General features: G+C 42.2%; 11 protein-coding genes. 2 read left to right on the top strand and 9 right to left on the bottom strand.

Going from position 1 to position 12842, the window contains the following annotated elements; all coding sequences use genetic code 11:
- Positions 1 to 11 precede the first annotated feature (11 nt).
- The 7 genes from LEP1GSC060_RS04140 to lptE all read right to left on the bottom strand — a co-directional run bounded on the left by LEP1GSC060_RS04140 (position 12) and on the right by lptE (position 7513).
- The gene (locus LEP1GSC060_RS04140) at positions 12 to 2036 is read right to left on the bottom strand and encodes a RelA/SpoT family protein (protein WP_002996490.1); all 2025 of its coding nucleotides are present in this window, start codon (positions 2034 to 2036) and stop codon (positions 12 to 14) included.
- Between the two features lie 4 nt (positions 2037 to 2040).
- Complete coding sequence (gene nadC, locus LEP1GSC060_RS04135) at positions 2041 to 2955, bottom strand: carboxylating nicotinate-nucleotide diphosphorylase (RefSeq protein WP_002996520.1); 915 nt, start codon at positions 2953 to 2955, stop codon at positions 2041 to 2043.
- Positions 2956 to 3199: 244 nt separating this feature from the next.
- Complete coding sequence (locus tag LEP1GSC060_RS04130; RefSeq protein WP_002996486.1) at positions 3200 to 4864, bottom strand: lipoprotein LipL71; 1665 nt, start codon at positions 4862 to 4864, stop codon at positions 3200 to 3202.
- A gap of 47 nt (positions 4865 to 4911) precedes the next feature.
- Positions 4912 to 5247: an STAS domain-containing protein gene (locus LEP1GSC060_RS04125; protein ID WP_000406878.1), complete on the bottom strand. Its 336-nt coding sequence runs from the start codon at positions 5245 to 5247 to the stop codon at positions 4912 to 4914.
- A 70-nt stretch (positions 5248 to 5317) separates the two neighbouring features.
- Positions 5318 to 6442: a tRNA guanosine(34) transglycosylase Tgt gene (gene tgt, locus LEP1GSC060_RS04120; protein ID WP_002996609.1), complete on the bottom strand. Its 1125-nt coding sequence runs from the start codon at positions 6440 to 6442 to the stop codon at positions 5318 to 5320.
- Complete coding sequence (locus LEP1GSC060_RS04115) at positions 6439 to 6921, bottom strand: Fur family transcriptional regulator (protein ID WP_002996754.1); 483 nt, start codon at positions 6919 to 6921, stop codon at positions 6439 to 6441. Before LEP1GSC060_RS04115 ends, tgt begins: the two co-directional genes overlap by 4 nt.
- 31 nt (positions 6922 to 6952) lie before the next feature.
- The gene (lptE, locus tag LEP1GSC060_RS04110) at positions 6953 to 7513 is read right to left on the bottom strand and encodes an LPS assembly lipoprotein LptE (RefSeq protein ID WP_002996762.1); all 561 of its coding nucleotides are present in this window, start codon (positions 7511 to 7513) and stop codon (positions 6953 to 6955) included.
- A 16-nt stretch (positions 7514 to 7529) separates the two neighbouring features.
- On the opposite strand from lptE, the gene LEP1GSC060_RS04105 reads away from it, so the two are divergent.
- Together LEP1GSC060_RS04105 and LEP1GSC060_RS04100 are read left to right on the top strand one after the other, a co-directional pair.
- On the top strand, positions 7530 to 9383 hold the full coding sequence (locus LEP1GSC060_RS04105) for a M23 family metallopeptidase (RefSeq protein WP_002996654.1): 1854 nt from the start codon (positions 7530 to 7532) through the stop codon (positions 9381 to 9383).
- Between the two features lie 487 nt (positions 9384 to 9870).
- Positions 9871 to 10326 (top strand): hypothetical protein, encoded by a 456-nt coding sequence (locus LEP1GSC060_RS04100; protein ID WP_036095324.1) that lies wholly within the window; start codon positions 9871 to 9873, stop codon positions 10324 to 10326.
- A 513-nt stretch (positions 10327 to 10839) separates the two neighbouring features.
- Here LEP1GSC060_RS04100 and lsa26 read toward each other — a convergent pair.
- Positions 10840 to 11583: a surface adhesion protein Lsa26 gene (gene lsa26, locus LEP1GSC060_RS04095; protein ID WP_002996625.1), complete on the bottom strand. Its 744-nt coding sequence runs from the start codon at positions 11581 to 11583 to the stop codon at positions 10840 to 10842.
- Positions 11584 to 12175: 592 nt separating this feature from the next.
- On the bottom strand, positions 12176 to 12697 hold the full coding sequence (locus LEP1GSC060_RS04090) for a DUF1564 family protein (protein ID WP_036095322.1): 522 nt from the start codon (positions 12695 to 12697) through the stop codon (positions 12176 to 12178).
- Between the last annotated feature and the right edge of the window lie 145 nt (positions 12698 to 12842).

Raw genomic sequence — 12842 nt, 5'->3', positions numbered from 1 at the left:
AGTTACCTCTTTTAATTCTTAATTCTATGCGCTTGATATACGTCCGGGATCTGTTTGAGATTACTTAAAATCTCCTTGAGTTGATCCAAGTGTTCCACGTCCACTTCAAAACTCGCGACTAAGTTTCCCCTTTGATCGGTGCTTGCTTTGGATTCGCGGATGTTGGTTTGAGTATTAGAAATCGATTTTACGATTTCCATAAAAATACCCTGCCGGTCTTTCGATTTAACTTCGATAAGCACCGGAATCGATTCGCTCTGACCGTAATCCCATTCGACGGTGATGACCCGCATGGATTCTTCCTGCTCCTGTTGTTTTGCGGTGGCGCATCCTTTTTTATGAATACTCACACCTCTTCCCCGAGTTACAAAACCGATAATCCCGTCTCCCGGCAAAGGAGAACAACAACCGGAAAGTCGCACGGGAATTCCGCGTAAACCGGCAACGATCACCTTTCCCGCGGCCAGATCGATTTGTTTTGCGGGTTTCGAAGAAGGTTTTTTCTTGAGTTCTTCCAAAACTTCCACGTTAAGCGTAATCTCGGCGGCAAACTCCGCTTCTTGTTGAAGATCCTTTTTGGTTTCCTCTCTCAGCTTCCGAAAGTAACTCCTCAATTTTTGTCTTGCGGAAGGAGTTCTGACGATACGCAACCAAATCGGAGAAGGTTTGGTTCTTTTATCCGTGATGATTTCGATTTGATCGCCGGAACGAATTTCGGTTCGGAGAGGAAGCATCCTTCCGTTGATCCTTCCGCCTTTCGCTTTTAAACCGACATCGGTATGAATCCGAAACGCAAAGTCCAAAATCGTCGCGCCCTTAGGAAGTTGCAGAATTTCACCTTTCGGAGTGAATACGAACACCTCGTCTTCGTGAAGATCGTATTTGAGTTCTTCCACAAATTCTTTCGGATCCAAAGCGGAATCCTGCCAAGAACTGAGAAGTTCGAGCCATTTCACTTTTACGTTCTTTCCGGACGCGGAAGGTTTACTTTCCTTATACATCCAGTGCGCGGCGATTCCGTATTCCGCGATGTCGTTCATTTCACGAGTACGAATCTGAACTTCGAAGGGTTTTCCGTCGGGTCCGATCACCGTCGTATGAAGGGATTGATACATGTTCGTTTTAGGAGTTGCGATATAATCCTTGAAACGACCGGGAACAGGATTCCAAAGCGTATGCACGATTCCTAATACACCGTAACAATCCTTTACTTCGTTTGCGATGATACGGATCGCTCTAAGATCGAAAATTTCGTTGAAGGTTTTCTCTTTGAGTTTCATCTTACGATAGATGGAATAGAAATGTTTGGCCCTACCGTCCACGTCCGCTTCGATCTGAATTTCGGAAAGTCTTTGCAGTAAAATGATCTTTAGGGTTTCGATAAAACCTTCCCTTTCCGATTTTTTGGAATTGATGTTCTTCTTTACTTCCTGATAATCTTCCGGATTTAAAACCTGAAACGCAAGGTCTTCGAGTTCGGATTTAATTTTATAAATCCCTAATCTACCAGCAATCGGAGCGTATAAAGAAAGAGTTTCCTGGGCGATTCTTCTTTGTTTTTCCGGAGGTTGAAACGAAAGAGTGCGCATATTATGCGTTTTATCCGCGAGTTTGATGAGAATGACTCGTATGTCCCGGATCGTAGCGACGATGATCTTTCGGATATTTTCCGCGGCTTCGGTTTCTTTCGACTGACTTTTGATCTTGGAAATTTTTGTGACTCCTTCCACGAGATCGGTGATGTCTTCTCCGAAATCCCGGATCATATCGTCGCGGGAATATTCGGTGTCTTCGATGACGTCGTGAAGAAGCCCCGCGCAGATGACCTTCTCATCCAGACCGAGTTCGTAGAGGATAAATCCCACTTGAAGCGGATGAACGATATAAGGTTCGCCCGAAAGTCGGAACTGTCCCTGGTGTGCGCGTTCGGACACGTCATACGCCTTTTGAACGGATTCATAGGCGTGATCTCCGAGCGTTTCCCGAACTCCTTCTAGGAGCATATCTTTGGTCGCAAGAGCTTTCACAAATCCCATGGTTTCAGTGTTGCTCGATATCCAGACCGAGATCCAGAAAACGAGTCGTATGTGTGAGATATCCCATACTCACGCCCGCGCCGGAAAATTCGGAAAGGGCTTCCAGTTTTTCGGGGGTGATTCCTCCGGAAAATTCGATCAGCACGTTAGGCGCCTTTTGTTTGAGAATGAAATAGGCGGTCTTTGTATCTTCCAGAGAAAAATTATCCAGCAAAATGACCTCGGCTCCCGAACTCATCGCGTCTTCGAGTTGCAAGAGGGAATCGATTTCCACTTCCACAAGCCGCCCCGGAAAACGTGTTTTGATTTTACCGACGGGTTCGTGAGAAGAGGAATACATCGCGAGATGATTGTCCTTAATCATCGCCATCTCGGAAAGATTGAGTCTATGGTTACTTCCGCCCCCGCAGTAGACTGCATATTTTGCGAGTTTGCGATAACCCGGAAGGGTTTTACGAGTATCCAGAATCATAAGGCCGTTTTTTCCGTATTTGGAAACGACTTCTCCCGTGCGCGTTGAAATTCCGGAAAGATATTGAAGAAAGTTCAGTAAAATCCTTTCTATCCTAAGAATTTGAACGAGACTTCCTTGGATTTTTAAAAGTGTGTCGCCTTTTTGAAAACTTTCCGAGTCCTTTTTCAAAAGTTCCGACCGGAGTCGGTTCCCCGAAAGAACATTCAAAACTTCTAATACACCCGACCCGCAAAAAATTCCGGGTTCCCTTGCGTTCAGACTAGCGGTCGCGTTTTGATCCGGAGTAAAAAGGGAAACGGAAGTGATATCTTCTTCCGGACAATCCTCTTGCCAGGCCAATTTCACCAGAGTTTCATAGTCTTGATAGCTTACGGACGAAATCGGATGGGTATAAGCGCGTTTCATTTGAATCCAAAAGAAAGTTTTGCAATTTGGAAGCCACAATCAAGTGAATTTCGGCGAGAATCCCAAAATAAGCGGCTGTCGTAGATTCTCTCAAAAGGTGTAGTGCAATTGCTTCCTATGGGGCGCAATTATTTAACTCATGAATTGCTTCCTATGGGGCGCAATTATTTAACTCATGAATTGCTTCCTATGGGGCGCAATTCAGGTCGGAACTCCGTTCACAAACGAAAAAGGCCCGGTATTTACCGAGCCTTCGTTTTGAAAGATCTCCCGACTTTTACTTTTACTGTAGGTTTTCCGGATTTTCTTCTTCTCCGTTTTCCTCTTCAGGAGCCGTTTCCTCATTGGAATCTCCACCTGCTTCTTCTTCCGACGTAGCCGCCGGAGGAGTCATTGTCTCAGTCTTCTTTTTATGATCCGCTTCTCCGGACTCGGATTCTTCAGGAGACGAGGATGTAGTCGGCTTTTGATTTTCCTCAATGGCTTCTACTTCTTCCTTAACCGGCTTCTTCTTTCTGGAAGGTTCATACTTATGGAATTGAGTCGAACCTTTTTTAGGAGGAATCAACAAGACTTGTTTTGGGAAAATCAAATTCGGATTCTTAATCTTACCGCGGTTCGCTTCGTAAATTCTTTTCCAAAGTTTTGCGGTACCGTAATGTCTCTTATCTTTTGCGATTCTCCAAAGACAATCCGCAGGAACTTTTTTACGAACTACATAACGTTTCCAACCTTCGGGCAGGCCGTCTTCTCCGATTTTTGAAGAAGAAGTTTTTCCGTCCGTTGTGGATTGATTCTTAGTATTCTTTTTGGTATCGGTTCCCGTTTTTGTATCACGACCTGCAACCTTATCGTCGGTTGTTTTTCTTTCCATTCTTTCGGCCAATTCAATAACTTGGTCTACTACGATTCTGGAAAGACGGATCGCTTCCTCGGAACGAGAAATCGAATCTTCGTATTTTTCGGAAGAGTATAAATCCTCTGCGGAAACTCTCGATTCTTCCGCCGCTTTTAGATTTTCTTCGGCTCTTTGGTAAGAAACCTGAAAATCTCTGGAAGCGTTGATCTTATTCTTATCAAAAGAAGCCAACTTTGTAGTAGCGCTCACTACGCTTTGTTTTGCAAGTTCCTTCTGTCTTTCCGCATAAGACTTGATATTTTTGGCGACAAGTTCTCCGGATTTTTTGCGGATATCGTCGATTTCCGCGTATCCGTCCTTGATCTTTCCTTCTTCGATCTTAGATTTGGCGGAATCCAAACGGGTTCTCGTTTCGGAAACTTCCGGATCTTTTCCTTCCGCGTATTTGTCCGCATCGTTTAAATTCTTATCGATATCCGCGAGAGAATCGATCAATTGTTGCTTTTGAGAAAGCGCCAATACTTTCGATTCGTCCGCAGCTTTTTTAGAATCCGCGTATTTTTGACGAGAAGCCTCGTACTGGTCGAATGCGGCCAATCTCGTTCTCAGCTTGGCGTCGTCTCCGGATTCTTTAGGATACGATTCTAAGGTTCTATCCGCCGTTTCCCGAAGCGAATCTCCTTCTTTACGAAGTTGTACGGAAGTGTTGTAAGGTTCGGAAGCAAGCTGAGAAGCATAAGCTTCTTCAGCGGACTCGATCGAAACGCTGGATTCTTTACGAGTATCGTCTACGGAAGACGGAAGGGATTTTTCGGAAGCGTCCAGAGCCTTGGCTCTTGCATACAACGCGGATTTTTTCGTTTCTCCAAGGTCTTCTTCCGAAGCTTTCTGATGGGCTGTGAGTAAATTTTTACGAGCTTCTTCCAACTCGGCCGGGGCGTATTTTTCAGCACCCGCAGACCTCGCTCTTGTGATGGAATTTTTTGCATCACTCAACTCCTGGATGGGGAGTTCGGCTCCGCAGGAAATAAAAAATCCCGCGAGTAAGATTATAAAAGAAGAAAGTAGTTTTCTTTGAATTGATTTCATTGCGGCACCAGGTTTCAGAAAAGGTAGGATAAGGTTAGGATCCGGTCTTACTTAAAAGCAGAAACTGCTTCCGACTCATTATCAAAAATCTCAAAAAAAGAAGTCAGCTTTGTGAGCTCGAACACCTTTCTCACGGATCCTGAGACGTTGATAATTTTAAGTCCACCCTGATATTTCTTCAGATTGGAGAGGCTGGAAATGAGAGCGCCGATACCAGAAGAGTCAATGTAGGAAACTTTTTCCAGATTGATAATGGTATAATATTTTTGTTCCTCGATGAGTTTAGCAATTACATCTTTAATTTCTGGGGCATTGTAGAGATCGATCTCTCCGTTTATGTCCAGAATCACAATGTTTCCGCTTTCTCTTCTGGTTATTTCCATAAATAATCAGCAACTCCTTTCTGCTTCTTTCCGGCCAGCTCTACTAAAGGAAAGGCGATTCTTTAAATAGTCAACCGGAAAATTCGGGCTTTTCATACAAATTTTTCCACTTGGCATATGTTTCTAAAAACCTTCCCGCTTGAATGGACTTTTGAATCTCTGAAAGAAAGTTTTTCATAAAATATAAGTTATGGTACGTCGAAAGTGAGAATGCGGTGATCTCTCCCACGTGATGTAAGTGCCTGATGTACCCGATGCTGTATCTTTTACACACCTTACAGCCGCAATTCGGGTCCATAGGCGCATCGGAGTTCTTCCATTTTTCATTTCTAAGATTGATCTTTCCTACGGATGTAAAGACTTGGCCGTTTCTTGCGTTCCGGGTCGGAAGTACACAATCAAACATATCGACTCCATTCTTCACTCCGTCCAAAATATCCGGAACGGTCCCCACTCCCATCAAGTAGAGTGGACGATTTCGATCCGTATAAGTCGAAATTCCGTCCAAAATTCGGATGAAATCCTTGCGAGGTTCTCCGACCGACAGTCCTCCGATCGCAATTCCGTCAAACGGTAGTGAGGCGATCGCATTCAAACTTTCTAAACGGAAATCGAGATCGATTCCTCCCTGAAAAATTCCGAAAAGATGTTGGGAATTTTTGTTCTTCTCCCAATATTCAACGGACATTTCGGCCCATCGGGAAGTGCGCTCCAAGGATTGCCTCAGTCTTTCCGGACCGGAATCAAAAGGAGCGCAGTCGTCCAGAACCATCATGATATCGGAACCGATACTTCTTTGTATGTCGATGACCGAACCGGGTGTAAAATAGTGACGACTTCCGTCGATATGAGATTGAAAACGAACCCCGTCCGGTTCGTATTTAAAAAGAGAATTGAGACTGAATACCTGATAACCCCCGCTGTCGGTAAGGAGAGCTTTTTTCCAGGTTGAAAATTTTTTAAGTCCTCCGAAACGATCCAACACGGAAGTGCCGGGTCTGAGATAGAGATGATACGTATTTCCTAATATTAAAGAGTACTCAAGTTCTTCAAGATCGTCGGCCGAAAGAGTTTTAACGACTCCCCTTGTCCCGACGGGCATAAATACCGGAGTTTCCAATTGCACTCCGTTGAGATTTAGAATTCCGGTTCTGGCTCTCGTATGAGGATCTTCGAAAGTGGTTTGAAAAATCATCTACCGGAAGAATGTTCGTTACAGGTTCCGTAGATGTTCAAACTATGACCCGTGATTTTAAAACCGTTGTCTTTTGCGGCTTGTTCTTGAAGTTGTTCGATTCTTTCATCCACAAATTCCACGATTTTTCCGCAGACCGTGCAGATGATATGATCGTGGTGTTTGTGTCCTATGATGTGTTCGTAATATTTGTAATCCTTTCCGAAGTTATGCTCTTGCAATAAACCCGCAGAAACCATAATGGATAAAATTCTATAAATTGTAGCTTTGGAAATTTGATCTCTCTGATCCTTAAATTCCTCTAAAAGTCCTTCGGCGGTGAAGTGATTGTGAAGGGAAAAAATTCTTTCCGCCACCAACATTCTCTGATTGGTAATCTTTAGACCTTCTTTTTGGAGGTATTCGGAAAAAGTCTGCATTTCCATGCGGACCGCGGGTTCCGTTTTGTTAAGAATGGCTTCCTGTTTTTCTCGATTCATATAAGATTATCCAAAGAACGAATCAAGATTATCAGGGATCGATCTTTCCGGCAATAGAAAAATACCAGGCTCTTTCCATCTCCTCTGCGATTCGAATCGCCATAATTTTTAACAGCCGAGCCTGAGCCTGACTTTCGCTTTCTCTAAATCCGATTTGATCGGAGAATATAATTCTTACCGGAATTTCTTCTCTTTCCAAAGGTATTTTTTGTCCTCCCGCTTTTTGAAGTTCCAGTCGGACGATGATCGACATTTCTCTGGATATCGATTGTCCACCTTGGTCGAGTAGATTTCCGACAAGTTGATAATGAACGACTTCTCCGTAGAGTCGATAAGCCGCGATCGATTTCTCTCTAGTCTGGATAAATCTTCCTCTTGTATCGATCTCGGAGCGAACGAGTTCCGTGAGTAGAGTTTGAACTCCGATTCCGTACGAATTGTTTCTGAAATTCTGGACGTAAAGTCTTCTCTGATCGTCCGGGATAGGAACCCCGTCGATTTTCGGAGGGTTCCGTGGTTCTCTCGTAAAATATGTGCAGTGATAAAATTGTAGAGCGACTACAATGAGGATCGCCAGTCGGGCCAAGAACATAGTTAGAAATGTCTTTGTGGTCGGACCTCCGCGCAAGGAGTTTTTTACGGGCGCTTTTCGACTTTACAAATTTCATTTTTTGGCCCAGTTTTTTCGGAAGATGAAAAGATTTTTTACTTTTTCGACTTTCATTGTCCTTTTGTTCGTTTTAATCTTCCCAGGGAAAGGATTGAGGGCGGAGGACCGACCGGAATTACTGCTTTTTCCCGAGTTACAAGGAAAACTTCGATTTCCGATGGAGATTCAAACTCCCGTCTCCGGTTCTTTTGCAGAATATAGAACCCATCACCTTCATATGGGAGCCGATTTTAAAACCTTTCATCTGAATGGTTTTCCGGCGATCGCCCCTTTTGACGGGGTCGTCGAATCCGTCTCCGAATCTCCTACCGGGTATGGACTCAACTTAATGCTTCGTTCTTCCTCGGGATTACGCGCTAAATTCGCGCATCTTTTCAATTTGGAGGGTGCAAAGAAAGAATTGGAGAATTTAAGACAGGCCCTTCACCTTCTGAACAACGGAATTTTTTCCGTGAAATTTTTGGATCACAAATTTTCCGTAAAACAAGGGCAAACAATCGCAAGGATCGGAGAATCGGGAACGGGAGTTCCTCATTTACACTTTGAACTTCATGGAAACGGAGACACGTTTAATCCTCTCGCTTATCTTAAGGTGAACGATAGGGACGGAACTCCGCCCGAATTGTTGGTTCTTTACATTGACTCTTCCGATGGTCAGAAGTTCAGAATCCCACTTAAGAAAAAAGAAGACGGAACGTATGAACTGAACGATCCGGAACCTTTGAGGCTCGGCGGAGAAGCGAGGATTAAACTCGGCGCGTTCGATCGAATGAATTCCCGGAACAAAAATAATCTCTATTTTGCAAAACTTATATCCGAAGGAAAAATTCTCTATGAAAGAAAGTTTGAAAAGATGAGTTATGCGGAAGCCAGAGATCATCAATCGATTTACGATTCGAATCGTTCTTCGCTCAATCCGCCGGTTTATGTCTATAATCTTTTTCCTTCTTTAAAATCAAGCGTCGATCTTAGGGAATTTTCGGAAAACCAAGAGATCCCTTTGGAAATCATCGCCGGAGACAAAGAAGGAAACGTTTCTTCCCTGAAAATCAAAATTCTCAATTCGGGTTTTAAAGGACAAACACAGAAAGCGACCGCGACGGAATATTCGTCTCGGGATGATAGGTTTTTGCTCAAAACTCCGAAAGGAAATACATTCGGAAAAGGGAATATTCTTTTTGAAAAGGTCGGAACTCCTCGCGAAAACTCATTGCCCGAAGGTTTGGTTTTAAAAAGCGAACTGATCGAAATCGAATCTACCGGAATCAGTTGGTCCGGGGAAGCAAAGATATTGTGGAAAGGGAGAAAACTGGGTAAAGGAGAAAATCTCTATTTATTTGAAGAAGGAACGAAACGTTGGGTGATTTTAAAAACGACCTCCGAAAACGGTGGAACGAGCGCGGTCTTGAATAAGATTGGAATCATTGCCGTTTTGGAAGATCGTTCCAAACCCAAAATCGATCATCCGTTTTTAATATCCCGTCATAGATTTACGCCGGAGGTCCGACCATCTTCCGTTATAGAAAGAATGTATTCCGTATCCGATATCGGCTCAGGATATGCGGGCGGCGCCGAGATTCTTTTAGACGGACAAATATTTCCGTATGAATTTGAATCCGATCGTAAAATGATTCTTGTGAAAATTCCGCGATCGTTTGGAAAATTCAAAAGAAGATTTTTGCTCCAAGCAAGAATTAAAGATAGGGCCGGTAATCTTTCCGAGTGGTTAACCGACCTCATCGATTTGGAAAAAACACCGGAAGGCGTGGATAAGGACTATATTGCACTTTAACGTTCTTATCCACGGAATGATTCTCTTTTCAAAGAAGAGGTTGCGGATGAGTCTCGATCGAATTTCGTCATTGCAAAATCATAATATTAACGATAAATAATAGAGTTCGGCGTAAAAAAGTTTGGGCGAATCCAGCCCCGGCGCTGCGATCCATAGAGAGCGGCGCCGCTGAGTTACCTGGGTCGTGAGATTGGTCGCAACATAATCGCTTTCGCATTGGTTATACCGAACTTACGTTACCTATTATTTTGCATTGAAACCGTATTTTGCGACAAAAATAAACGGTACTCAATTTTATAAAACCGTTCTTCCTCTTGGAAAAATTTTCAATCGAATTCTCTCTTGACTTGCTTTTAAAAAATCCGATATAAGTTATAAAACTATGAAATTCTCGAACTTCGTATTAACGTTACTCTGTGTCGTATTCCTATCAAACTTTTACGGTTGTTCGAAATGCGACCAAGCGCAAGAAAGATTTCATCAATTTATGAAGTACGAATTAGAAGGTCAGAGATACGACCCGATTCCGAAAGAAGGTTTATCTGAAAAACTTCCCGTTCGGAATTTCATTTCTCAAAACGTCTTTTTTTCCACTACTTGGGCCAATGTGATCGACGGATATAAAATCGTAAGTTGTGAAGGAGACGAAACGATAAAGCTTGTTGTCCAATTCGAAGTATTCGGGATATTGGCTCCGGCTGCCTCCGATTCTGTAGTTCGTTTTTTTAACCAACCGAAGGAAAGAATAGAAACGGTCTTAGTACGATCCGAGAACAATTTGCAACGGATCGACATTACGACTCTACCGATGATTTCAAAAGAAACCGCCGAAAAAAAACTAAAAAACATTTTACCGACCTTAGGCAAGTCTGAACGAAAAATCGTGAACTCTGCTCTTGCACAGATTCAAAATTTGCCGAAAGCCGCTTCCCAAAAGAAATAGATACGTCACGTCTAACTCTCGATGACGCAAGTAAGTTTGTTATGACCCATCGGTTTTTATCTTCGGTGGGATTCTATTTCTTTCCCTTAAAAAAAGAGAATACCGTCGACAGGAATATTATATTATATTTTTTATATGTGATTTCACTCTGCTCCGGGCGCTTTTCTCCGGCTTTTCTCAATCAAAAGTTATTTAGAGTTTGTCCGCCAACCGTCCGATTTTATCGGAATGGCCGCAAATCTCTGCGATTGTTTTAAGTTTTGGGACAAGCTCTTTGTAAGTTCACAGAGGATTTACGAATGGTTCTATTGAAATCAAATCGGATCTATGTTTCTCTACGTATTTTCATTTCTAAAAAAAATGAAAATACGTTTCATCGATTTAAGAAATCAATTTTGCTTCCGAAATTTCCGAAACGAACTCGGAACTCCAAACGGTTGCGGGAGTCGTTGCACTCGAATTTCTGATTCGCCCAAGATTTCAACCGTCGAACTCGCTTTACCTAAGAACCGGCTACTTCTTCGAGTCCGTATAAACTCCACCGGCAGAAGCATTATAGTTGATTTCAAAAACGTCATAGTCCGATTTTCTCCAACCGGTGGCAAAGGCGACGGAAATACCGATATAATATTTAGTTCCAAATTTCATCGTATCCCAAACAAACTGAGCAACTTCTTCGTTCGTTATGGAAAAGGAATGAACCTTACCGCGAACTTCATCCAGATACAAACCTTCATAAGTTCCTATTAGAGTTCCTTGATATTCTAATTGAAGAATTCTCCCAGAAACCGAGAAATTTCTTTTTGATCCGGACTTCTCCACGATGATCTTATTCGGGACTTCCTTAGGAATCGTCGCAATTTGTTTTTGTATTCCGACTACTTCAAAATCTGTGGAAAGAGCGATCGGCTCGATTTTATGAATCCTATATTGAATTAAAATTTCTTGATTTACGCTATTATTTAAAAAATTTACAACCTCTCCATTTTCAGGGCGAACGGAAAATTCGACCTTTTCTTTCAAAGGAGTAAAACATTCGTCTTTTGATGTTTCGCACTTTTCGGATTTATCATAGGAGGTAAATTCCAAAATACCTTCGTGAGAATCGAAAATAAGTCCTCTACTTTCAAACTGAACCAGCTTTACGACCGCCCAACCTTCCGAATAAGTTCCTAAAGCGAAAACGGAAGAAAAAGAAAGAAACAAAGATCCGATTGAAAAAAGTAAAACACCTATTCTTTTTAAATTCCTAAACATGAATACACTCCAAAATTTCCTTAAATTCTAAGATGGAATCAATGTAAGAGGAAGAATTTTCATTTTCAAGAAATATTTAGAGTTTGTTCTACTGATCCGTATAAAATCGAGTACCGGTAATTTTTATCGCAAAACACTGTTTCAACGCAAAATAGTGGGTACTTTATTATATAGTTATGAGTAAAACTTTCAAAATTCGATAATTCTATCGCCCATCATGAAAGGAGAACAGGTTTTATTCATAATTGTAAAATCAGTATCACGTTACTTAACGTGCGCTCCGGTATAACCAATGCGAAAGCGATTGAAGCGAGATCAACAAATTGCAATGACGAAAGAATTTCGCTTTTCGAAGGGTTCGTCAATTTGTTGATCAGAGCGGAAACTAAAAAACTCAATCTCGCTTCGCGATAAAAAACTCAATCTCGCTTCGCGAGATAGGTCCAGCGCAAAAACCGGAGCGGCGCTGCTCTCTATGGATCGCAGCGCCGGGGGCTGGATTCGCCCAAACTTTTTTACGCCGAACTCGCGTTAGTTATCTTGAGATACCCCTCTTGTTCCTCTTTCAAAATAAAGCAAAGATTCTCATTACTTAAGTTCCGGTCTTTCTTATCGGTCCTTGATTGTGAGAATGGAAACTCTGAAATTTCTCCAGGATCGGATTTTCGGCATATTTAGCTTCCGGGTAAAGATCCGTTTCGAGTAATCTAACGAACATTCTACACATTGAAACCCGATGAAAAAACGCAAGTTTTCTAAGCTCTATCCAGTCGTCTTCAAAGGGTCGAAAAGGAAATCGTTTCAATTCGAGCTTTTGCTTTTGATAACAGATTTTATCCTTGGAAGCGTTCTTTTGAACCAACAATAAATACGACCTTCTGTAAATACATTGATTCAATAGTAACCTCAAAGAACCGGCCATTCGAATTCTTTTGTTTAAATAGGGGACCAGCTCTTTAGGAACATTGAGATCGGCGGGAGAGCCCAATTTTTTGAGATTCTTTTGAGAATCCAAAGCCAAAAGAGCTTTCTCATCGGATTGCTCCTTTCCGGAACGATTCGGTTTCAACAGGCGTAAATGCCTAACTGTTTGTTTTGCTTTTTTTATCTTCATACCGGTAACGGTTCCAAGAATCGTTCACGCGGTTCTGTTTTTTGAAAAAAAATCCTTTTTCGTATTTTTTTTGAATCTAATTTTTAATTGTATAGGTGAATATTATAATATTTTGATTTTTTCAAATTTTTGTACTCAGGATTCT

It is taken from the genome of Leptospira weilii serovar Ranarum str. ICFT (assembly GCF_000332415.1).
In the GTDB taxonomy this organism is placed as follows: Bacteria; Spirochaetota; Leptospiria; order Leptospirales; family Leptospiraceae; genus Leptospira; species Leptospira weilii_A.
The sequence above is the reverse complement of the archived record's forward strand: the minus strand, read 5'-3'. Positions and strand labels throughout refer to the sequence as shown.

Excerpts from the sequence above, each read along its gene's own strand:
- LEP1GSC060_RS04140 (WP_002996490.1), bottom strand. The coding sequence starts at position 2,036 with ATGGGATTTGTGAAAGCTCTTGCGACCAAAGATATGCTCCTAGAAGGA.
- LEP1GSC060_RS04130 (WP_002996486.1), bottom strand. The coding sequence starts at position 4,864 with ATGAAATCAATTCAAAGAAAACTACTTTCTTCTTTTATAATCTTACTC.
- LEP1GSC060_RS04125 (WP_000406878.1), bottom strand. The coding sequence starts at position 5,247 with ATGGAAATAACCAGAAGAGAAAGCGGAAACATTGTGATTCTGGACATA.
- tgt (WP_002996609.1), bottom strand. The coding sequence starts at position 6,442 with ATGATTTTTCAAACCACTTTCGAAGATCCTCATACGAGAGCCAGAACC.
- LEP1GSC060_RS04115 (WP_002996754.1), bottom strand. The coding sequence starts at position 6,921 with ATGAATCGAGAAAAACAGGAAGCCATTCTTAACAAAACGGAACCCGCG.
- lptE (WP_002996762.1), bottom strand. The coding sequence starts at position 7,513 with ATGTTCTTGGCCCGACTGGCGATCCTCATTGTAGTCGCTCTACAATTT.
- LEP1GSC060_RS04100 (WP_036095324.1), top strand. The coding sequence starts at position 9,871 with ATGAAGTACGAATTAGAAGGTCAGAGATACGACCCGATTCCGAAAGAA.
- lsa26 (WP_002996625.1), bottom strand. The coding sequence starts at position 11,583 with ATGTTTAGGAATTTAAAAAGAATAGGTGTTTTACTTTTTTCAATCGGA.
- LEP1GSC060_RS04090 (WP_036095322.1), bottom strand. The coding sequence starts at position 12,697 with ATGAAGATAAAAAAAGCAAAACAAACAGTTAGGCATTTACGCCTGTTG.